The sequence below is a fragment of the Liquorilactobacillus sucicola DSM 21376 = JCM 15457 genome, assembly GCF_000612445.1.
GTDB lineage: Bacteria > Bacillota > Bacilli > Lactobacillales > Lactobacillaceae > Liquorilactobacillus > Liquorilactobacillus sucicola.
This window is the reverse complement of sequence record NZ_BALC01000001.1, coordinates 1-21,273: the sequence shown is the minus strand read 5'-3', so window position 1 is coordinate 21,273 and position 21,273 is coordinate 1. Positions and strand designations below refer to the sequence as shown.

General features: G+C 38.0%; 16 protein-coding genes, 17 tRNA genes, 1 pseudogene, 1 riboswitch and 1 other annotated feature. Of the genes and pseudogenes, 8 read left to right on the top strand and 26 right to left on the bottom strand.

The window, feature by feature from the left end; translation table 11 throughout:
• Positions 1-119: 119 nt before the first annotated feature.
• The 3 genes from JCM15457_RS00165 to JCM15457_RS12250 all read left to right on the top strand — a co-directional run bounded on the left by JCM15457_RS00165 (position 120) and on the right by JCM15457_RS12250 (position 2,104).
• Positions 120-203: transfer RNA gene (locus JCM15457_RS00165), tRNA-Leu, on the top strand.
• 311 nt (positions 204-514) lie between these two features.
• On the top strand, positions 515-1,099 hold the full coding sequence (locus JCM15457_RS00160; RefSeq protein ID WP_081778142.1) for a TetR/AcrR family transcriptional regulator: 585 nt from the start codon (positions 515-517) through the stop codon (positions 1,097-1,099).
• 822 nt (positions 1,100-1,921) lie between these two features.
• A complete protein-coding gene (locus tag JCM15457_RS12250; protein WP_338040119.1) occupies positions 1,922-2,104 on the top strand; it encodes a tryptophan-rich sensory protein in 183 nt (60 codons plus the stop codon).
• 216 nt (positions 2,105-2,320) lie between these two features.
• On the opposite strand, the gene JCM15457_RS00155 is transcribed toward JCM15457_RS12250, so the two are convergent.
• Together JCM15457_RS00155 and JCM15457_RS00150 are read right to left on the bottom strand one after the other, a co-directional pair.
• A complete protein-coding gene (locus JCM15457_RS00155) occupies positions 2,321-2,845 on the bottom strand; it encodes a YagU family protein (RefSeq protein WP_034986442.1) in 525 nt (174 codons plus the stop codon).
• A gap of 314 nt (positions 2,846-3,159) precedes the next feature.
• On the bottom strand, positions 3,160-4,680 hold the full coding sequence (locus JCM15457_RS00150) for a gamma-glutamylcysteine synthetase (protein ID WP_034986440.1): 1,521 nt from the start codon (positions 4,678-4,680) through the stop codon (positions 3,160-3,162).
• Between the two features lie 563 nt (positions 4,681-5,243).
• Here JCM15457_RS00150 and JCM15457_RS00145 point away from each other — a divergent pair.
• The 3 genes from JCM15457_RS00145 (at position 5,244) to JCM15457_RS00135 (ending at position 7,350) form a co-directional block, all read left to right on the top strand.
• On the top strand, positions 5,244-6,005 hold the full coding sequence (locus JCM15457_RS00145; RefSeq protein WP_187325780.1) for a gamma-glutamyl-gamma-aminobutyrate hydrolase family protein: 762 nt from the start codon (positions 5,244-5,246) through the stop codon (positions 6,003-6,005).
• A gap of 468 nt (positions 6,006-6,473) precedes the next feature.
• Complete coding sequence (locus JCM15457_RS00140; protein WP_051993200.1) at positions 6,474-6,752, top strand: hypothetical protein; 279 nt, start codon at positions 6,474-6,476, stop codon at positions 6,750-6,752.
• 148 nt (positions 6,753-6,900) lie between these two features.
• Positions 6,901-7,350 (top strand): universal stress protein, encoded by a 450-nt coding sequence (locus JCM15457_RS00135; protein ID WP_235725488.1) that lies wholly within the window; start codon positions 6,901-6,903, stop codon positions 7,348-7,350.
• 7 nt (positions 7,351-7,357) lie between these two features.
• On the opposite strand, the gene JCM15457_RS00130 is transcribed toward JCM15457_RS00135, so the two are convergent.
• Positions 7,358-7,639 carry a hypothetical protein gene (locus JCM15457_RS00130; RefSeq protein ID WP_034986436.1) on the bottom strand — a complete coding sequence of 94 codons (282 nt, stop codon included), beginning with the start codon at positions 7,637-7,639 and terminating at the stop codon, positions 7,358-7,360.
• A gap of 171 nt (positions 7,640-7,810) precedes the next feature.
• Here JCM15457_RS00130 and JCM15457_RS00125 point away from each other — a divergent pair, with 171 nt between their 5' ends.
• Positions 7,811-8,101: a hypothetical protein gene (locus tag JCM15457_RS00125; RefSeq protein WP_152537246.1), complete on the top strand. Its 291-nt coding sequence runs from the start codon at positions 7,811-7,813 to the stop codon at positions 8,099-8,101.
• 286 nt (positions 8,102-8,387) lie between these two features.
• Here the strand turns inward: JCM15457_RS00125 and JCM15457_RS00120 are convergent, their stop codons facing one another.
• On the bottom strand, positions 8,388-8,633 hold the full coding sequence (locus tag JCM15457_RS00120) for a hypothetical protein (RefSeq protein WP_034986432.1): 246 nt from the start codon (positions 8,631-8,633) through the stop codon (positions 8,388-8,390).
• Between the two features lie 234 nt (positions 8,634-8,867).
• Positions 8,868-10,268 carry a dipeptidase PepV gene (gene pepV, locus JCM15457_RS00115; RefSeq protein ID WP_034986431.1) on the bottom strand — a complete coding sequence of 467 codons (1,401 nt, stop codon included), beginning with the start codon at positions 10,266-10,268 and terminating at the stop codon, positions 8,868-8,870.
• A 139-nt stretch (positions 10,269-10,407) separates the two neighbouring features.
• Between pepV and JCM15457_RS00110 the strand changes: the two genes are divergently transcribed.
• Complete coding sequence (locus tag JCM15457_RS00110) at positions 10,408-11,259, top strand: NAD(P)H-hydrate dehydratase (RefSeq protein WP_034986429.1); 852 nt, start codon at positions 10,408-10,410, stop codon at positions 11,257-11,259.
• Positions 11,260-11,358: 99 nt separating this feature from the next.
• On the opposite strand, the gene JCM15457_RS00105 is transcribed toward JCM15457_RS00110, so the two are convergent.
• From JCM15457_RS00105 to JCM15457_RS00005, 21 genes and pseudogenes are all read right to left on the bottom strand, one after another.
• Entirely contained in the window at positions 11,359-12,072 is a 714-nt protein-coding gene (locus JCM15457_RS00105) for a pseudouridine synthase (protein ID WP_034986428.1), read from the bottom strand.
• Between the two features lie 11 nt (positions 12,073-12,083).
• Positions 12,084-13,756: pseudogene (locus tag JCM15457_RS00100) on the bottom strand (putative polysaccharide biosynthesis protein).
• A gap of 285 nt (positions 13,757-14,041) precedes the next feature.
• Positions 14,042-15,388 (bottom strand): amino acid permease, encoded by a 1,347-nt coding sequence (locus tag JCM15457_RS00095; RefSeq protein WP_034986426.1) that lies wholly within the window; start codon positions 15,386-15,388, stop codon positions 14,042-14,044.
• 182 nt (positions 15,389-15,570) lie between these two features.
• Positions 15,571-17,985 (bottom strand): leucine--tRNA ligase, encoded by a 2,415-nt coding sequence (gene leuS / locus JCM15457_RS00090; protein ID WP_034986423.1) that lies wholly within the window; start codon positions 17,983-17,985, stop codon positions 15,571-15,573.
• Positions 17,986-18,050: 65 nt separating this feature from the next.
• Positions 18,051-18,271: a binding site (T-box leader), on the bottom strand.
• Between the two features lie 69 nt (positions 18,272-18,340).
• Complete coding sequence (gene metK / locus JCM15457_RS00085) at positions 18,341-19,531, bottom strand: methionine adenosyltransferase (protein ID WP_034986421.1); 1,191 nt, start codon at positions 19,529-19,531, stop codon at positions 18,341-18,343.
• Positions 19,529-19,610, bottom strand: a riboswitch (SMK box riboswitch). (Overlaps the previous gene by 3 nt.)
• 124 nt (positions 19,611-19,734) lie before the next feature.
• Positions 19,735-19,808, bottom strand: a tRNA-Asp gene (locus JCM15457_RS00080).
• A 4-nt stretch (positions 19,809-19,812) separates the two neighbouring features.
• Positions 19,813-19,886, bottom strand: a tRNA-Met gene (locus JCM15457_RS00075).
• A 13-nt stretch (positions 19,887-19,899) separates the two neighbouring features.
• Positions 19,900-19,971: transfer RNA gene (locus JCM15457_RS00070), tRNA-Glu, on the bottom strand.
• A gap of 6 nt (positions 19,972-19,977) precedes the next feature.
• Positions 19,978-20,065: transfer RNA gene (locus JCM15457_RS00065), tRNA-Ser, on the bottom strand.
• Positions 20,066-20,080: 15 nt separating this feature from the next.
• Positions 20,081-20,151, bottom strand: a tRNA-Gly gene (locus JCM15457_RS00060).
• Positions 20,152-20,161: 10 nt separating this feature from the next.
• A tRNA-Phe gene (locus JCM15457_RS00055) sits at positions 20,162-20,234 on the bottom strand.
• A gap of 36 nt (positions 20,235-20,270) precedes the next feature.
• Positions 20,271-20,344, bottom strand: a tRNA-Asp gene (locus tag JCM15457_RS00050).
• A 4-nt stretch (positions 20,345-20,348) separates the two neighbouring features.
• Positions 20,349-20,422: transfer RNA gene (locus tag JCM15457_RS00045), tRNA-Met, on the bottom strand.
• A gap of 12 nt (positions 20,423-20,434) precedes the next feature.
• Positions 20,435-20,524, bottom strand: a tRNA-Ser gene (locus JCM15457_RS00040).
• Between the two features lie 50 nt (positions 20,525-20,574).
• Positions 20,575-20,648: transfer RNA gene (locus JCM15457_RS00035), tRNA-Ile, on the bottom strand.
• Between the two features lie 21 nt (positions 20,649-20,669).
• A tRNA-Met gene (locus JCM15457_RS00030) sits at positions 20,670-20,743 on the bottom strand.
• 39 nt (positions 20,744-20,782) lie between these two features.
• Positions 20,783-20,856, bottom strand: a tRNA-Pro gene (locus tag JCM15457_RS00025).
• A 7-nt stretch (positions 20,857-20,863) separates the two neighbouring features.
• Positions 20,864-20,937 (bottom strand) — tRNA-Arg (locus JCM15457_RS00020).
• A 17-nt stretch (positions 20,938-20,954) separates the two neighbouring features.
• A tRNA-Leu gene (locus JCM15457_RS00015) sits at positions 20,955-21,040 on the bottom strand.
• 13 nt (positions 21,041-21,053) lie between these two features.
• Positions 21,054-21,125: transfer RNA gene (locus JCM15457_RS00010), tRNA-Gly, on the bottom strand.
• A gap of 6 nt (positions 21,126-21,131) precedes the next feature.
• A tRNA-Thr gene (locus tag JCM15457_RS00005) sits at positions 21,132-21,207 on the bottom strand.
• Positions 21,208-21,273 lie beyond the last annotated feature (66 nt).

Sequence of the window (21,273 nt, the reverse complement as noted above, 5' to 3'; positions counted from 1 at the left end):
TTAACAGCTACCCTAATGCAAGAAAAAAAAACTCCATTATAAAAATATCTAAAATTCAGTTCAACTTTCCCTTTTATTTTTTGCTTATATAGTGTATACTATCGGAGTGTTGTTCATTTGCCCTCGTGGCGGAATTGGCAGACGCGCAGCGTTCAGGTCGCTGTTTGGGTTTCCAAGTACAGGTTCGACTCCTGCCGAGGGCATAATAAAATTAAAAAGTCCACAAGTGCTGACATAAAAGCATTTGTGGACTTTTAGTTATTGTTTTTAAGAGTACGCTAGAATAGCCGCTACATCGCACTAATATTATCTGTTTTCGTGCTCTTCTCAAAAAAAGCAAAACATCAAATTCATTTTGCAGCCGCGTAGACTAGATATTTGTCTACATCACTGCTATGTTCGAGCACCGCGCATTTCTCTTGAAAAATGCAACTTCAAATTAATATGCAAGTTATTACTTGCACATTGTAATTTATGGTAAACTATATTTAATTATATAACAATCGGAGGGATTATGATGTCATTTACTCCAACTCAAAAACGTATTCTAAAAGCTTTTAAAGATTTACTTATTGAAAACGGCTACCGCAATGCTACAACACATAAAATTGCTGAGTCTGCTCAAGTTAACGAAACAACCATTTTTCGCAATTTTAAAGATAAAAGGGGCTTGCTGCAGGCAACAATTGATCAGTACCTTGCTGATATTGATCGTCTAAAGCAGGAACAAAAAGATACCGGTAACCTAGAGAAAGATTTGACCGCTATGGCTGATAAATATCAGAAATTTGTTTTCGATCATCAAGCAATCTTTATGGTGGGGCTTCGTGAATCTTTTTCACTTCCAGAAGTTAATAAAGATGTTGAAAAGATTCCAATTCATTTTAAGTCTCTCCTTGTCAGCTACCTTAAAAAAATGCAAGAAAAACGGTTAATCTCGCAAGATCTTGATATAGAAATGTTAGCAATGAATTTTGTATGGCTGAATTTTGGATTTTTTTTAACTCAGAGTCGCTTTACTAGTTCATTTTTAAATATCACACACGAGGAATTCCTAGCTAAGAATATCCGTAGTTTTGTTAAGGAACTCAAATACTAAAAACATTCACTGCATAACTTATATATTATGCAACAAGTCACCAATTTATTAACTATGAAAAATGTACCACCATCTCTTCCTCTCGCTAACAAGCAAAGCCTTAACATTAACTACACTTAGTTACGCTCTCGACTGGCAGACTGAAATAGCTTTTTACCACTCCATGAAATATAATGCAGCCATACCAGACTTCGCTTGCTTTTCTTTCTCAAAAAGTTCAGGAAAATTTACTTTTTAAATAAATATTTTATAATAAGACATAATACTTGAATTTTGTTTGAAAACGTATATAATTCTTCATTGTAGTTAAATAAAAAAGGAGGGGAAAGACTATGCTGAAATGGTATTTAGTTGACGTTAAGAATAGAAAGAATATGACTAATGTTTTAGTACAGGCTTTTTCTCCAGCGGAAGCTCAAGAAAAAGCATCACAAGACTTAAATTAAAACTTAAGCACCTCTAAACTATGATTGTATTAAAACAAAAATTGTATTTCAAAAATGCAGCGAAACTAATGTTTCGTTGCATTTTTTTAATACCTTCTCTTTTATCTTTCTTTAGAGGAATATAGCTAATTTCTTATAAAAGTAAAAGCCAAAATCATCATTTATTATGCAAAATATTAGCTGTGCTACACCCACTAAAAAGGGATAATTTTATGCCGATAAATTCAAAACATTCTGGCCTTTTCAAACTAATGCTATTCATTATCGTAATTGAACTGCTTGGCTTACTCTCAGCACTATTTGCGGGCAACATCAAAAAAATTTACAATGTATACCTTCCACCACTATCACCATCCACTTTCATTTTTGAAGTAGTATGGCCCTCCTATACTTAATGATTGGCATTTCAGGCTTATTGCTTTTACAATCTTCAATAGAAGAAAAAAGTACCAAATTTGATGCTTTTATTATATATATAACTCAGCTATTTATTAATTTTATCTGGATTTTATTTGCAACTTATTTAACTTTTAGCGTTGCACTATTCAACTTAAACTGAATTTATACCGCTTCAACTCGTGAATAAATCTAAAATTTACTTTTGCAAAAAGGAGCTGGGCCAAAGAATTTAAACCTTAACCCAACTCCTTTATTGTTCATACACACGTGTTTCTACATTTCCCTCAAGGCAGATCGTGAAGTACATTTACCTTACCGATTTGGAATGGTGAGACTGGAATGTAGTATATTTTGCACTGCACAACAATTGCCGCTTTTAATCAACAGCAACATGTTTCATCCGTGCCTTAAAATCATGTCGACAAATTTCAAAAGTCCACGCCCAAATTAAATGACCTAAAAATTCTGAAAAATGTTCATCAAATGGCTGCAGCCAAGGAGCAGGCACCGTTCCAAGTGCTGGTAAAATAATGATATGAAAAGCAATCCAAATCACAAAACCATAAACAGTTCCTTGCAAGAATGTAACCTTAAGCCAGTACTCCGCCAACCAGCAATAAAGAATAGCAAATACAATCGAAAATCCAAAATGTAAAATCAAGCTGACAAACTGTACATGTTGTCCAGAATAAGTGAAGTAAGCATGTGTGATTCGATAAGGTATCCCCATCTGCTGCATTAATTCTTGTGGGGGATTAGTTAAATTACGGATAGTCGTTCGCGGCGGCAGCAATCCTTCCCACCCGATTTTAACAAAACCAGAAATGATCCCCCCTATCAAACCTAAATAAACTGCTCGCCAAAACTTTGTTCCAGCAGATTCCTTTGCGACACTCTGCATAGTGACACACCTCTTTTATAAATTTGCAGTGTTTAAAATCGCTCAACATTGCACAAAACCATTCTACATCAAAAATTTATTACTTCAACCCCTTTACTTTCATTAAACATATCAGTGCCAAAAAATAAGATAAGGCCTGGATCAAAAGTTGAATTTTAACCTAGCCTCTCCGTATAAACGAGTTCCATTAAATTAAAGTTCTCTATCTGCCTCAAATTATTCGCAGTAAAGCACTCGCCATGTTCGTAATTCGCGTCAATACTCAAAATTAACCGACTTACGGCCCCTTTTCCTCTCCGCATGATTCGTCAATTTTATTTTAAAGTAGGAAAAAGCTCCCTTAGATATTTTTCAGAATTGTCCAAAGTTATTTCTTTATAATCTTCTAACTTCAGTTTTCTCGTGATCTCTCCAGATGTCAGGTTTACAACTTCCTTATTACTCTGACTCTTTCGAACAGTATAACGAATCCCTAGCTCTACTGACTTAAAAATCAATGTTTGTGTTTGATGTGCAAAATTAGACAGCGAAGGCAGTAATGCATCAGATTTTATCATTGCTTTTTTATGAGCAGATGCAATCTCAACTCCCTTTTCTCGTAAACTGCCGTCGTTGACAAACGGCAACAGTCTCGCAGCAGGAGTCAATTGCGGGTGAGCTAAAATATCAGTAAATTTTTGCAAAACAGTAAAAATGTCATGGTCAGCAACACCTACATCTTTCACTAGTTTCGTCATTTTTTCTAAAATTACTATTCCTTCTCTTTGTTTAAAGGTTGGTTTATCTGGCCGTTCTAAAGCAACGCGATCATTCTCATCAAAAGCTTCTTTCAACTTGTCCTCAATATTTTGTTCATCGACTGGAGCAAGTAATAAATAAAGCAGAAAAATCTTCAGAAAAACTAGTGTGTCTCGACTAATGCCATTAGCACTGAAAGGATCATTATCAAACACCCTAAATTCAAGATAAGATATCCCCTTTGAGCGATACTCATTAAGCCTCTCCTGCCCCCTCAATCTAACGGGGCCATAAAACTCGGCGGGTCCAAACAGATGGTGGTCTTCAACTGCAGTTTCAATTCCGCTAACAAATGAGTCGAAAGAAGAATACAAAGTTACATTAACATGATCCGCACTGTCATTTACATAGCCAAAACGGCTATTACGAATACTTCTCACCGGATGAGTCCAACACGGATCAGAAGCATCAGCAAAAAAACCTGCCTCAGGTATGGGACTTGCCCCAAAAAGATAAGTTAATAACCAGCGATGAAGTACAAAGTTTTGGGTTATACGAAAATAAAGCATGTTTTTAAAACTTGTCAAAGATTCAAAATCATGCTGATAATGCTGATATAAGTGTGCAAAAAAAGAATCTGGGATACTGTAATTTACATGCACTCCGGTAATAATTTTACGTGCGACGCCGTACTTTTCAATTAGATAATCACGATATTCCTTATAAGCAGGACGATCAAAATGCTTGGCGATAAAATGGCGATCCGATTCGTCCAGAGCCGGTGGCATGCTAAAAGGCCAAATTCTATCATCATTTTGTAAGGAATAAGCCAAAACTGTTTGAAGGGTATTCAGTTGTTGCATAACATCTTCAACTGAAGAAAGCGGATCGGTGATGATTTCACTTTGTGACTCCGCAAAATCTGATTGCAGATACGGATGATAATCTCTTGAACCTAACTTTTGTGGATGGGGGTTACGGCTCAATCGTCCCTTTCGATCAATTCTGTGTTCCTCAACTTCAATACCTAAAAAGCTGTGCTCTAATTGCTTTGAAAGTCCATCTTTTCTAATAAAGTCTAATAAATTATCCAGCATCCCATGCATTCCTCCAAACTACTGTATCTTGATTTCATTATACCCGAAATATCAATTTTTGGTATTAAACATCATTAATAATTTTATGCATTTTTTCGTCGAGCAGGTCCATGGTAAAAAAACTGTTTACGCAAACTGTTTACTATTTTTTCGTGTTTGCTTCTAAAAAAAACATATTGTTCATAAAAAATGATTAAATGAAAGTTTTTTATTGACAAAGCAAATACTGTCACGTATGATAAGGACAATATTAAAAAGATTATGAGAAGAGTAGCGCAGTTTACGGATTATAAGCGACCACTGTAATGGTGTAAGGGTGGATTTATGAACTGGGTGAAGATGAGCTCTGTTGATTTCTAGTTAGTGCAAGCTTGCTAGACGGTAGGAATCGTTATTTTCCTAAGCTTTTATGGAAGCTGATGAGATAGCAGACGAGAATCTGCTGTAAAAATGGGTGGTAACGCGGAGTGGCCTTCGTCCCATCATTGATAAGTGTCAATGATGGAACGAAGGTTTTTTATTTTCATTATATTATATCGTATAAGAATAAGGGAGGACACGCTATGATACCTAAAATTGGAATTGCAAGTAATCATTTGATTCATCCGACAGAAAAATTCAAAACAAATTATGTTGATTATATCCAAATGGCCTATGTTGATGGGGTTCGTCAAAGTGGTGGACTACCAATTGTTTTGCCTCTTGGTCAAAAAAATGAGGCTAAAGCATACATTGAAACTGTTGATGCCTTACTGCTGGCAGGTGGTCAGGATGTTGCCCCCGAGCTATATGGAGCAAAGCCCATCGAAGAATTGGGCGAAACTGATTTAGCACGAGATCAATTTGAAATCTCTTTGGTTGAGGAAGCACTCCGAGCAAATAAACCTATCTTAGGAATCTGCCGTGGACAACAAGTAATTAATGTTGCTTTAGGTGGAACGCTATACCAAGACATACATCTTCAACTTGGAGTAACTGCACAGCATAATCAGTATCCGACTGCATTCGAAGTCCAGACTCATCACATTACGGCTGTGCAGAATTCCTGGCTAGACAATCTGGTTGGTCATCGTCTATTTGTCAATTCTTTCCATCATCAGGCGGTGAAAAAGCTTGGTCATGGTCTGCATGCAGCTGCTGTTAGTGATGATGGCGTTGTTGAGTCTATAGAATCTAATAACAGCAATATTTTTGCAGTTCAGTTTCATCCAGAATGCCTATTTAAAAAACATTCAGACTTTGAGCGAATTTTTGGTCATTTGACTGAAAAGGCAGCAAAGCAAAAAGAAAACCCATCTTCAACGCTTATTCGCTCAGTATCATAGAGTCATGCTAAAAAAAGATAAAAGAGAAGGCTTGCAGCAAAACAATATTTTTGCCGTAAGCCTTCTCTTTTATTTATATGACTTTCTAATTACCTACTTTATATCATATAATTTAAAATTTTTTTAGCAATGGTGCATAGAATAAGTCGCAAAATTTGATTATTAATTAGAAATTTTACAGTATTCGTAGAGCTCTGACTTATAGGACATCTTTATATGAAATAAAAAATAGACTATCTCAAAATTCCACTTTTGATACATCCTTCTCCGAAAGTCTTTATTATTTAACGTAAATATATTTTCATAATCAAGTCAATAAAGTTGATGCACAATATTGTTCTCTTTAGATTTTAGTGTATAATTGTAACCGTAAATATTCAAATTATAAACGTTTTACACATTGTTTCTTATATTTGTGTACTTTATTATCATTTTTAGGTTATAATTTATCTAAAGGAAGTGATAGGTATGCTTGACTATGCTTTTATCAGAGAATTTATGCTTTTCATACATAAATCAAATACTAGTACTGGTCCGACTGAGAGAGAGACTATTAATTTTGCAGCTTGCTACGATGTCGGTAGGCGCGAACTAGGATATATTGAGGTACTTTTGTTTGAGGCAGCCTTTACCACACATAAGCCGATATGTGTTGCAGACAGATTTGTGAACTTGGCCCCCGGAATTTTGACACCTGCTGGAAAGAATGCTTTGCTGGCAAATAATAAACTACTTGAAGTTGACTAGCAAAAATTCTCTAACACAGCCGCTATAAATTTTAAAGTACTTCCCATTCTCAATAATTTTAATTTTCAATATATGAGTTTTTTATTGCTTTTTCCCGCTAGCCAATTACAATTAGGGTAAGGTTTTTAAATGAAAAGGAATGATGCAATTGACAACTAATTATCAGCGGCTCTTAGTGGCAATAGACTGGACTTCCGCATCTGAAAAGGCTTTAGAACTGAGTACTATGTATACTCGCGAAAATAATCTTCAGCTTGACATCCTCCACGTAATTGATTCATCCCTTTTGAGCTTTGGAAATGTGGATGTTTCACCCTCAAGTCAAAAGATCTATGCACTTGAACAAAAAAATATGCACAAGCTTGAAGGAGTTTTAGCCCGTGCACTAGAAAGCGGCTCTTCTGAGTACCAGACACATATCCACCTTCGTTTTGGAGATCCCCGTAAGGTGATATCATCTGATTTTCCGGAAGAGTACCGTAATGATCTCATAGTTTTAGGAACAACCCAAAAAAATCGTATTCAGCGTGCTTTAGTTGGTTCAGTTTCAAGCCATGTCATAAAAACGGCTAAATGTGATGTTCTAAGCGTGCGCTGACGTGTTCTCATTTCTTGGGAAATTTGATAGCTGTTCCGTAGCCGTGCAGTAACATGTATTTTGGCCCTACGGCAACACGAACAATTTCTGAATTAAAATTAACACCAATGACACCATCTCCTTCTTTAACTGCTGCACGTTCTATTAGTTTTTCTTTAACCTGATTGTACATCTCGTCATACTGGTCAACTTCATCAATTCTGTCCGCTGTCAAAGTTCGTTTTACAGTCGCATTCACTATCCCTAGAATCATATATGTTCTATTTATGTCTCGTGTCGTTAAAAACATTCCTGCCCCACTCTTTCCTATTTTCGAATTTATACTCTTCTGATTTTAAAGTAAGTTAATTGGCTTGACAAGTCTACATTTTGCCAACACTTCCATCAACCTAAAAAACATGATTCACAGTAGGAAGCAGTATATGGTATACTGTTAGGGTTAATGAAAGGCGGTTATCAAATGCATTTTTATATTAATTTAACGAATAATCTTAAACTTCAAATTGATCCCGATACAATAGTTACCGGTTATCGTGTTGCAGGAACACCTAGTGAAGGAAATTTAGAAAGAGTTTTTTCAACATCTTTTTCCAAATGGCACGAAGAAGGTCATATAACTCATAACAAAGACGAAATGCTCAGCTATCTTGCATGCATGCTAACCCATATTGACTGGTTCTCGATTGGTTCAGCCGATGACAACCATAATCTTTACAGCACCAACAGCGTTCAGAGCATCATCAAGCTTTAATCTCAAGTTATATTTTTCATATAAAAAACTGCAGCTGTGATTCGTTTTAGCCGCAGTTTTTTATTTGTATAATTTAAAAGGTGAAATTATCAGTTTAAATTAAATTATCTAAATTATAAGTGTGGACAAAATAAAACAAAGTTTAAGAACTAAAAATAATGCTACACTGAAAACAATTGTGCAGCATCATAAAAAAATAGCAGGCGGCATTTCCAAACTTACTTAATTTTCCGCAATTTCTAGTTATTTTCACCAGATCTTGCTTTTTATGCAAGGGCATCTCCGACTATAAAAAAATCCGGTAATTTCTTTTATTAATGTTAACCGTTTCCTTTGTAGTTCTCTTGGAGTTCATTTTCAATAAATTCTTTAACATTCGCTCCAGCTTTTCATCATCTTTCAAACGGTCTAAAACATTCTTGTCTATCTTCACGGCAAGATGTTCTTTCTTGCTAGGTACCAAGAACACTTTAGAATCATCGTTATCCGACAAAACATTTGCTTCAAGCTCATGCATAAATCCCTTTTGCATATTACGGCCTCCTTATCTTCACTAACTTAAGTGTACGCTTTATTGTTTTTAATTTCAAAAAAATAAAGCTATTTTGTAATTCAAAACAATATCTGAGTTATTGTTTTAAAACAAAAAGCTTATTATTAAATGTGTAAATCTGAATTTAAATTACCTAGATAAAAAAATCACTATGTTTATATTTTCAGGTTATTGCTTAAATTTTACTAATTTATCGCATATTTCCCACCAAACTCACTTGATTAGCAGATAGATCGATTCGGCATAAATTGCAGCAGCTCTTAATAAATCATTTACTGGTATGAATTCATCAACTTGATGCATAGTATCTGGTACTCCTGGAAACATTGCTCCAAAAGCAACTCCTCTTTCCATCAATCGTCCATAGGTCCCTCCGCCAACAACTATTCCGTGACCTTTATTTCCCGTCTGACGTTCGTATACTTTGAGCAAAGTCTCTACCATCGGATCATCCAACGGCACATAGTGCGGTTCTTGCAGTTTTCCTGCCAACTTGACCGTACCTCCTAAAATAGCAGCTTCTTCAGACAATGCTTTCTCTATTTGACTTGCTTTTAAACCTCGCGGAAAGCGGAAATTTAGGACTATTTCCCCACCAACTGAATTTTTGAAATTAAAGATTCCAGTATTCATCGTTAAATCACCCATCACATCATCTGTAAAGCGCAAGCCAAAATTATTCATCCGGGAATCATTATGCAGTGATTTTGCTGCAAATGAGATATAATTTTTAGCACTACCTTTTAAATCCAAGTCACTCAAGAATAATGCTAAATATGTTCCTGCATTTATTCCATTTCGCGGTTCTTGAGCATGAGCAGCCTTACCGACTACTTCAAGCTTTACTACCCCGTCTTCTTGTTTAACATTGCCCTGAATTGGATTCCGTGAGATAAATTCTTTGAATTTTTTCTCAATTATTTCAAAATCTGTTCCACTTAAATGGCAATATGCTTCATTAGGTACCATATTTTCGCGCAATCCTGCCTGAAAATCAAGCAATGTCACCTTTCCAATATTTTCACCTGAAAAACTTACACTATACGTAACATTGCCTTTTTCACCATTTATTAGAGGGAAAAAAGCATCCGGTGAAAATCCAAAATCAGGCAAAGGCATTTTCTCAAAGTAGTGAGTAACACAACGCCAGCCGCTTTCTTCGTCTGTTCCTAAAATGAAACGAACTTTTTTGCTGACCGGTAAGTTGAGCTCTTTGATCAATTTCAAGCCATAGTATGCTGCCATTGAAGGCCCCTTATCATCAGAGGACCCACGTGCGTATAATCGCCCATCCTGAATAACGGGAACGAATGGATCAGTACTCCAACCATTCCCCGCTGGCATGACATCTACATGCGCTAAGATTCCCAGAGTTTCTTCGCCTGTTCCAAATTCGATGTGGCCCGCAAAACCATCAAGATTTAACGTCTTAAAACCATCATCATTAGCCATTTGAAGAAACTTATCCAATGCCTTTCTAGGCCCAGGTCCAAAAGGCGCTTCCTTTGTCGCTTGACTTTCATCACGGACACTTTCAATTTTCAATAATTCTTTTAAATCATTTAATAGTTCACTTTTCCTTTTTTTTATTTCGCCCTGCCAATTTATTTCCATGATACTCCTCCTGCAAATATTGAATATGCGCTAATTCTATCATATTTTGTATTTACTTCGCTAACTAATTACATGTTCCTCAAAATATTTATGCTAAACTATAGTAAATGATTGTGGTTACCTTAAGGGAGATGATTATATCTATCAATTACAAGAAAATATTTTGAAACAGGTCATTCTACAGCGTCCACTAGAAAGCCATAAGGGAAACTTTGGCCGTATCCTAACAATCGGCGGAAATGAGCACTATGGAGGAGCCATCATCATGTCTTCTTCAGCTGCCGTTCATGCTGGTGCCGGTTTGGTAAGCTGTGCTACAGATTCCAAGAACCTTACTGCGCTTCATTCGATCATTCCTGAAGCAATGTTCATCAATTATAACAATGACATTGATTTATTGAAGGCTATCAATGCTTCTGATGTACTCGTCATTGGGCCTGGACTCGGTGACGATGCTGTCGCACTGAAAATCCTGCGAAAAGTAATTTTGAATACTAACACAAACCAATTCATAATTGTAGATGGTTCAGCAATCACTCTAGTAGCGCACGAGGCAGAACTTATACAAGCACTAGCAGTCAGAAAAACAATCTATACACCGCATCAGATGGAATGGCAGCGGCTCAGCGGTATCAAAATAGCTGACCAAGATGATACAAAAAATACAGTTAAGCAGCAAAAACTAGGTGCTACGATCGTTCTAAAAAAACACAACACAACTATTTACCATACCGATGGTTCTATTTCACAACTTAGTGTCGGTGGACCATATATGAGTACTGGCGGAATGGGGGATACTTTGACTGGTATTATTGCAGCCTTTCTAGGCCAATTCCATTTTAAAAATTACGAACAGGTTGTTGATTGTGCAGTTTATGCACACAGTGCTTTAGCACAGGAATTGGCATCTTCCAAGTATGTTGTTTTACCCACCGATATCATTAACGCGCTTCAAAAATTTATGCACAAATATTCACTGCAATCACGCTGATCTCTGGTCACATATCCTACTTGTTTATCATAAAAAAGCTGTACTCCAACTAATCTCCTATTGAAAATTAGTTGGAGTACAGCTTTTCTATGATAATATTCACTTTTCTTTAAGACACGCTATCTCAGTGGTAGTCAATTTGCGGTACTCCCCTAACGCGAGATCTGTATCTAGCTTGAGCGACCCCATTTCTATTCTATTCAAGGTCAGCACATGCATTGAGAGCGCTCCTATCATCCTTTTTATTTGATGGTATTTTCCTTCGCTTATCGTTAATCTAATCCAACTGTTCTTTTCATTTGATTTTAACACCTGAACTTTAGCGGCCTTCGTTTGTTCTCCGTTCTTAAGCGTTATGCCAGCTGCAAGACTCGCTTGTGCCTCATCATCAATAACTCCCGCAACCTTAACTTCATAAACTTTGCTAACATGGTGTGCGGGTGAAAGAAGACGATGAGACAATTTACCGTCATTTGTTATTATCAGCAGACCGGTAGTATCTTTGTCCAAACGTCCAACGGGAAACATAGATTTTTTTTGATCCTCTTTGGTCAGAAGATCCATCACCGTCTTTTGGGAATCGTCATTAGTCGCTGAAATAACATCTTGCGGCTTGTTCATCATGTAATAGAAAAAATTTTGATAGCTAAGAAGCTCTTTATCAGCCATGACTTCATCATTTTGTTCGTCAACTTGGGTTTTAGAGCTATAAACGATATATCCATTGACTGTAACACGTCCATCTTTTATTATTTTACGGACTTGTGAACGTGTTCCTAATCCCATATTAGCTAAATACTTGTCAAGTCTCATTTTCAAAAACCTCACTTAATTCTCAGTAACCGGCGCAAAGAACCTACTCTTACGCCTAGTATTTTATCTGCGATTCTTGTCTTAAGGCATAAATAAACATACACGTAACCGCCTAAACCTGCTGCCAAAACTAAAACAATCAATGATTGAATTCTACTGTATGGATTAAAGAAAAAGCCACTGACCTGAACGACTCCAAAAGCAACTGCAAACATTAATAAGGAGAAGAAGAGTAACCCATCAAAACGTCTCACAATTCGATCACCAGCTAATCCAAAATGAGCGTATAAGAAACGTAGCATCAACCAATTTGAAACCATCATCCCTATACCAGTTGCCAATAATGGACCAAAACCCTTCAAAAAAATAATCAAAGGCACTTGAACAATTAATTTAACGACAAATCCGATCAAAAAATATTTGATAGCAGCTTTATTTTGATAAACTCCCTGCAAAAGCGAGGAAAGCACCATAAACAAACCAATCGGCAAAGCAATGTACGACGCAAAACTCAAGATAAAAATCCCGACATGATCATATGTATAAAAAATTACATATAACGGTTTAGCAACAGCTGCCATGCCCAGCGAACAAGGGAGCATAACGATTAAAAACAATTCAAGGGCATCGTTTATTTGAGTTGCAATTTGCTTCTTATTCCCCTTTGTATATGCTTCGGACAGTAGTGGAATAGCAGTTATCGCCATCGCTGAAGCTAGTGAGATCGTAATCATGATTAGTTTATTAGCATTACCCGCAAAGAGTGCAAACCAGTCATTTATCTGTCGAATATTTAAAGCTGAGAAACCCTGCATTACCGGTTGAAATGTAAATTGATCTAACAGATTATATAATGTTGTCGAAACTCCGATAATAATAAAAGGAACTGATTCATATAAAACATCTTTGATAATATGACGATCAGACACTTCTAGTTGATTTGCACTTTGTAGAACCAGCTGATCCATCTGTTTTTTTTTGCCGAAAAAAAATATAACACCAATATGAATAATCCACCCAATGCTCCTACGAATGCAGCAAAAGTTGAATGAACCACACCAGTCACATAACTTCCCTTTACAACACGCATAATTAAAAATGTTGCCGCAAGCATATATATAATACGTACAATTTGTTCTAGCAATTGTGACATGGCTGATGGAAACATATCTTGATAGCCTTGGAAAAAGCCACGCGTCAAACTCATAACCGGAATAACGATCAAGGCAATTGATAAAGAACGATAGACAGGTACTAAATTGGCATCTCCTTGTGAAATCCAAGGTGCACTAACCCACATTGCTACTGCGCAGAGAACACCAATTATCAACATTAGTAGTAATGACTTTTTAAATAATCTGCGCCCAACAGCGTATTCATTTTGGGCATTATAATGAGAAACCTGCTTGGCAACAGCTGAAGGAATACCAGAAATTGCTATCATCAAAAACATGCTGTAGACTGTATAGCCTTTTGTATAAAGGGCATTAGCCTGCAGTTTATCTGCGCCAAACCAACCATACCAAGGAATAATATAAATCGCACCCAAAATACGGGAAAAGATACTACCAACTGTCATCCATGCAGATCCTCGCAACATTTTTTCCTTGGCTGTTTTATTCGCCGTTGAACTCTTATTAAATTCCTTTTTTTCACTATTCTTTGCAGTGGACCATCTTGCCATTTTTTTATCCTACCTTTTTGCTTATTCAACTGCGTTAATTTTAAACTGTTTTGTGATAACAAGCAATGTATTCCATTTAGAAGTCACACCAGTAACCATTATACTTTAGTCATTATTTTTATAAAACAAACGAGGGCTGGGTCAAAAGTCAGTTCTTGATCCATCCCCCTGCTTATTTTGTATAACCATGTTTTATAAGTCAAAACTTTTCGTTCAATTCGCAAAAGACTCGCTATGTTCGTAATTTCAAGTTTTTACAGCTTATACCCATCAATGCTAAAAAGTTCAAAAAAGCTTATTTTTTTTAAAAACAAACCGATAGATTAATCCTAGAGCAATAAACCAAACAAAGGAAAATACCAAAGAAAGCAGCGTGCTCCTACTTAACGTCAAAAGGAACAGAACCCCAATGAAGAAAACTATCGTGATAATATTCGAGAAAGGATATAGTGGCATTGGAAAGACACGTTTCTGCTTTTTACTTTGCAGTCTATATTTATAATGACAGATCACTAAGACGACCCAGACAAAAATAAAGCTGATCGTTGCAACACCGGAGATAATTTCGAAGACACTTTTCGGCACAACATAATTTAATAGGACAATTATAAATAACGCAATAGAGGAAAATACTAACGAGTGCACCGGCACACTCCGTTTGCTCGTATTTCCAAAAGAGTGCGGTGCTTTTTTACTGTGCGACAGAACATACAGTGTACGGCTGGTACTGAAAATTGCACTATTACATGCTGATAAAGCGGCCGTTAGAACTACAAAATTAATGACTCCAGCTGCAATTTTGATTCCTATTCCAGAAAATACTTGGACAAATGGACTTGAGGTAGTGGTTATTTCATTCCAAGGATAAATACACATCAGAACAAACATCGATCCTAAATAGAACAAACCAATTCTGATTGGTAAACTATTTATGGCACGTGGGATATCTCTTTCGGGATCTTCAGTTTCCCCAGAAGTCAGTCCCACCATCTCAATTCCAGTAAAAGCAAAAATCACCATTGGAAAAGCTGCCAAAAAGCCTGTCCAACCCTTTGGAAAAAAGCCCCCATAATTAAACAGGTTACCAATACTTACTTGATGCCCGCTGACATTAGCTTGAAATAAAATCAGAATAACTCCTGTCACGATTAATGCTATAATAGCCATCACCTTAATGCTCGCAAACCAAGATTCAAGCTCACCGTAAATACCAACACTCAATAGATTAAAACCAAGCAAAACAAGGATAATAACCAAAGGTGTCACCCATTGAGGAATAAAGGGAAACCAGTAACCAATATAAATACCGCTAGCCGTTAGATCTGCCATAGCCAAACTTTCCCAGCACAGCCAATATGTCCAACCGATCACAAATTCCCATCCGTCACCCATGTAAACACGTACGAAGTCGATAAATGAGGTTAATTTCGTGTTTGAAAGCACCAGCTCACCGATTGCACGCATCATGAAAAAACAGATAATACCAGCAATTAGATATGCTAGAATTATTGCTGGACCAGCCTTTTGTATCGCGGTTCCCGAACCAAGAAACAAGCCGGTTCCTATTGCACCGCCAATTGCTATCATCTGCACATGGCGATGAGTTAAAGCCCGCGAAAGTTCGTTCTTCATATCTTTAATATTCCTCCTAGATTAAAAAAAGTTAATATACCTAAAGCTCAATAACATGTATTTTTAATTGTATAAAACTTACGTCTCGGTTGCAAACCAAATTTTACTTTCTTTGCCACCAAAAAAAGACCAGCATTACAAAAAATGCTTGATCTTCTTCAATACAGTTCTTCATAAAAGGTTTATTTAACAACGATGTTGACAAGTTTTCCAGGAACAGCGATAACTCGTTTGACATCTTTACCGCTGATAGCCTTCTTAACTTTTTCGTCAGTTAGTGCTTTTTGTTCTAATTCTTCTTTTGAAATTCCCTTAGTAATTTGTAAATGCTGCTTTACTTTACCATTTACTTGAACTACTACCTCAATCGTATCTTCAATCAGTTTTTCTGGATTGAAAGTCGGCCATGCTTCATAAGTGATAGTTCCAACATGTCCCAACTTGGTCCACAATTCCTCTGCAACATGCGGTATGACTGGAGAAATCATCTTAACGAAACCTTCAATGTATTCAAGCGGCAGTGCATCAACTTTATATGCCTCGTTAACAAAAACCATTAACTGTGAAATAGCTGTATTAAAATGCATTGCTGTGTAGTCTTCTGTCACTTTTTTCACTGTCTGGTTATAAACACGTTCAAGCTGGCCATCATTTAAAGTTGTAATTCGATCGCGCAGGTGATCTTCATCGTCGATGATCAGCCGCCAAATCCTATTTATGAAACGATTGGCTCCATTTAATCCATCTTCACTCCAAGCAATCGAAGCATCTAATGGCCCCATAAACATTTCGTATAACCGTAGTGTGTCTGCACCAAATTCTTCAACAATATCATCTGGATTGACGACATTGCCTTTGGACTTAGACATTTTTTCATGATTATCTCCTAAAATCATTCCTTGATTTACCAGCTTTTGGAATGGTTCTTTCGTAGGAACAACACCAATGTCATACAAGAACTTATGCCAGAAACGTGCATATAATAAATGAAGCACAGCATGTTCTGCACCACCAACATACAAATCAACAGGCATCCATTCCTTTAATTTATCATAATCTGCTATTGCACCTTGGTTATGCGGATCAACATAACGTAAGAAGTACCATGAACTGCCGGCCCATTGCGGCATAGTGTTAGTCTCACGCTTGCCCTTGCGACCATTCTTATCGACAACATTGATCCAATCATCAAGATTGGCTAATGGACTTTCTCCAGTGCCCGAAGGTTTAATATCTTTTGCCTGTGGCAGTCTCAACGGAAGCTCATCCTCAGGTACAAGAGATGTTTCTCCATCCTCCCAGTGAATGACGGGAATCGGCTCCCCCCAATAACGCTGACGGGAGAAAAGCCAGTCACGTAACCGATAGTTGACCTTTTCATCGCCAACCCCATGTTCCTTCAGCCAGTCAATAATAGCTTTAATAGCATCATCCTTGTTCAACCCATTCAAAAAGCCCGAATTTATGTGAACTCCATCACCCGTATATGCTTCTTTAGTAACATCGCCGCCTTCGATAACTGGGATAATCGGCAAATCAAATTTGGATGCAAATTCATAATCCCGGCTATCATGCGCAGGTACAACCATTACTGCACCTGTCCCATATGTAGCAAGCACGTAGTCAGCGATCCATAATTGAACTTTCTCTCCGCTGACAGGATTGATTACATAACTTCCTGTGAAAACACCTGTTTTTTCTTTTGCTAAATCTGTTCTTTCCAAATCAGACTTATGCAAAACTTTTTGAATATATGCATCTACAGTCTGCTTTTGTTCCGCTGTTGTCAATTCTTTAACGATGTCCAACTCAGGTGCTAAAACAAGCGCAGTTGCTCCAAAAATTGTGTCTGGACGAGTAGAGAAAACCTCTATTTCCTTATTCTCATGACCAGCAACCTTAAAACGAATACTTGCCCCTACAGACTTACCAATCCAGTTGCGTTGTTGTTCTTTAATATTTTCTGGCCAATCAACATCGTCTAAATCCTTGATCAAACGATCCGCATAAGCCGTTATCTTCAACACCCATTGCCGCATCGGTTTCCTAACAACCGGAAAACCACCGCGTTCCGTCTTGCCATCAATAACTTCTTCATTGGCAACAACTGTTCCGAGATCTGGACTCCAGTTAACAGCAACCTCATCCTCATAAGCAAGTCCCTTTTCAAAAAGTTTTTCAAAGATCCATTGTGTCCACTTATAATATGAAGGATCCGTCGTATTAATCTCGCGATCCCAATCATATGACAAGCCAAGCGACTTGATTTGTCGTCTAAAATTATTAATGTTTTCTTTAGTAAATTTGCGTGGTGAGTGCCCAGTATTGAGCGCATACTGTTCTGCCGGAAGACCAAATGCATCCCAACCCATTGGATGCAAAACATTGTAATCCTGCATTCTTTTCATGCGTGCAATAATATCTGTCGCTGTATATCCCTCAGGATGCCCCACATGTAACCCTTGTCCTGATGGATATGGAAACATATCCAGTGAGTAGAACTTCTTGCGTTTAGGATTTTCCGTAGTTTTAAATGTTTTGTGTGTTTCCCAGTAGTGTTGCCATTTCTTTTCAATTAATTTATGGTTATAAGCCATTGTTTTGTTCATTCCCTTCATAAAGTTAAACAAAAAAGTCCTATAGAAGTTCTATCAAAAACTTCATATAGGACGAGAAAAAAAGACTCGCGGTACCACCTAAATTCCAGCCAAAATTGAATCTGTCACTGGCGCTCTATTTTTTAACGGAAATACCCGTTCTCATTTACTAGGTTTCAACAAGAAACTCAAAGGTGAGTTCAGAACGACTGCCATGTATACTTGCACCAAACGTACACTCTCTGAAATAACAATCTCCCCTACTAATCCTTATTAGCGTTTTATTTACATTATCGTAGCAAACCAAGCTTTAAAATGCAAGTTGCTATTATTAGAAAACTTGTTTTAGTAAAAACTACAATTCCAAAGCTTTTTTCAGTTCATCCACTTTGTCAGTCTTTTCCCACGGCAAATCTACGTCGGCTCGCCCAAAATGACCGTAAGCAGCAGTTTGTTTATAAATTGGTCTCTTCAAATCAAGCATTTCAATAATTCCCGCTGGTCTGAGATCAAAGACTTTTCGAATAGCAATTTGAAGATCTTTCTCAGAAATTTTTGATGTCCCAAAGGAATTAACTGAAATTGATACCGGTTGTGCCACACCAATAGCATATGCTAACTGAACTTCAACCTGTGAAGCAATCTTAGCCGCAACAATGTTTTTAGCTATGTATCTAGCAGCATAACTTGCGGAGCGATCGACCTTAGTAGCATCTTTACCGGAAAATGCGCCACCACCATGATGCGCATAACCACCGTAAGTATCAACAATAATCTTGCGACCAGTTAAACCTGCATCACCTTGTGGACCTCCAACAACAAACCGACCAGTCGGGTTAACGAAATACTTCGTTTTATCGTCCAAGAATTTTTCCGGAATAACTGTTTTAATAACTTTTTCAACTACATCTTTACGGATCGTTTCTAGACTTACATCCGCATCATGTTGTGTTGAGATAACCACAGTATCCACACGTGCTGGCTTGCTATCTTCATCGTACTCAACAGTAACTTGAGCTTTAGCATCTGGTCCTAAGTAATCTAAACCATGATTTTTTCGAATCTCAGCAATTTTACGCATCAGTTGATGACTTAAAGAAATCGGCAGGGGCATCAATTCAGGTGTTTCATCGATAGCATACCCAAACATCATCCCCTGATCTCCAGCACCTATCTGATCTAGAGGATCAGCCTCACCTTCACGCCTTTCGAGCGATTGATCAACACCTTGTGCAATATCTGGTGACTGTTCATCAATAGACGTCATCACGGCACAATTATCACCGTCAAAACCATATTTATTGTTGACATAGCCAATTTCCTTGATAGTATTTCTAACAACTTTCTGAATATCAATGTATGCACTGGTAGAAACTTCACCTACAACAACCACTAAACCTGTGGTAACCGTTGTTTCGCAAGCCACACGTGCATCAGGATCTTTCTCCAACAATGCATCTAGGATAGCATCACTTATTTGATCAGCAATTTTATCTGGATGTCCTTCAGAAACAGATTCCGATGTAAATAAATGTCTTTCTGACACGATAATTCCCCCATTCAATAATTTGGTTACAAGGCATCTTCACACAAATGAATCCTATCGGGAATGTGCTGTAACATGTTTTATTCTAACACATCTTATCATTCGTTAAAACATTGATATGGATCAATTAATTAATATAAACGAAAAAACTGTCAACACACACATACGTATGTATCGACAGCATCTACTTAAAAATACCCAAGCGGTCCTAGCCGGATTTGAACCGGCGATCTCCTGCGTGACAGGCAGGCGTGATAAACCCCTACACCATAGGACCATAATTGCGGGAGAAGGATTTGAACCTACGACCTTCGGGTTATGAGCCCGACGAGCTACCAGACTGCTCCATCCCGCGATAATTATTAAAGTGACCCGTACGGGATTTGAACCCATGTTACCGCCGTGAAAGGGCGGTGTCTTAACCACTTGACCAACGGGTCAAAAAACGGAGAAGGAGGGATTTGAACCCTCGCGCCGCTTTCGCGACCTACACCCTTAGCAGGGGCGCCTCTTCAGCCACTTGAGTACTTCTCCATGTTGTCACTTATAAGCGGGTGACGAGAATCGAACTCGCGACAACAGCTTGGAAGGCTGTGGTTTTACCACTAAACTACACCCGCATAATTTTTATGGCGCGGGACAGAATCGAACTGCCGACACATGGAGCTTCAATCCATTGCTCTACCGACTGAGCTACCGAGCCATAAGTAAATATAATCAAAAACATCTTAACTATAAGCGGTCCTAGCCGGATTTGAACCGGCGATCTCCTGCGTGACAGGCAGGCGTGATAAACCCCTACACCATAGGACCATAATTGCGGGAGAAGGATTTGAACCTACGACCTTCGGGTTATGAGCCCGACGAGCTACCAGACTGCTCCATCCCGCGATAATATTAAAAAGGAGGATAAGAGATTCGAACTCTTGCGTGGTTTTACCCACCTGACGGTTTTCAAGACCGTTCCCTTCAGCCAGACTTGGGTAATCCTCCATAAATTAAAGCGCCAATCATACCTGACATACATCAATACACCAGCACAATGGACCTTGTAGGACTCGAACCTACGACCGGACGGTTATGAGCCGTCTGCTCTAACCAACTGAGCTAAAGGTCCAAGTTCTATATAAATGACTTATCGCGGCGAAGGGGATCGAACCCCCGACCTCCCGGGTATGAACCGGACGCTCTAGCCAGCTGAGCTACACCGCGATTTGATTTAATCAAAGAAAAAGATGTTTTCTCATCTAATCGGGAAGACAGGATTCGAACCTGCGACCCCCTGGTCCCAAACCAGGTGCTCTACCAAGCTGAGCTACTTCCCGATAAATATGCACCCAGTAGGAGTCGAACCTACAACCTTCTGATTCGTAGTCAGACACTCTATCCAATTGCGCTATGGGTGCAATGTAATAAATGAAAATGCCGAGGACCGGAATCGAACCGGTACGGTAATCACTTACCGCAGGATTTTAAGTCCTGTGCGTCTGCCAGTTCCGCCACCCCGGCAAAAACATTGACAAGCGGAAGACGGGATTCGAACCCGCGACCCCCACCTTGGCAAGGTGATGTTCTACCACTGAACTACTTCCGCATAATATGGTGCCGACTAGACGATTCGAACGCCCGACCCTCTGATTACAAATCAGATGCTCTACCAACTGAGCTAAGTCGGCAAACTTACGTTTGCCATCACAAACGACTTAATTATCTTACCATATATATACATTGCTGTCAAATAT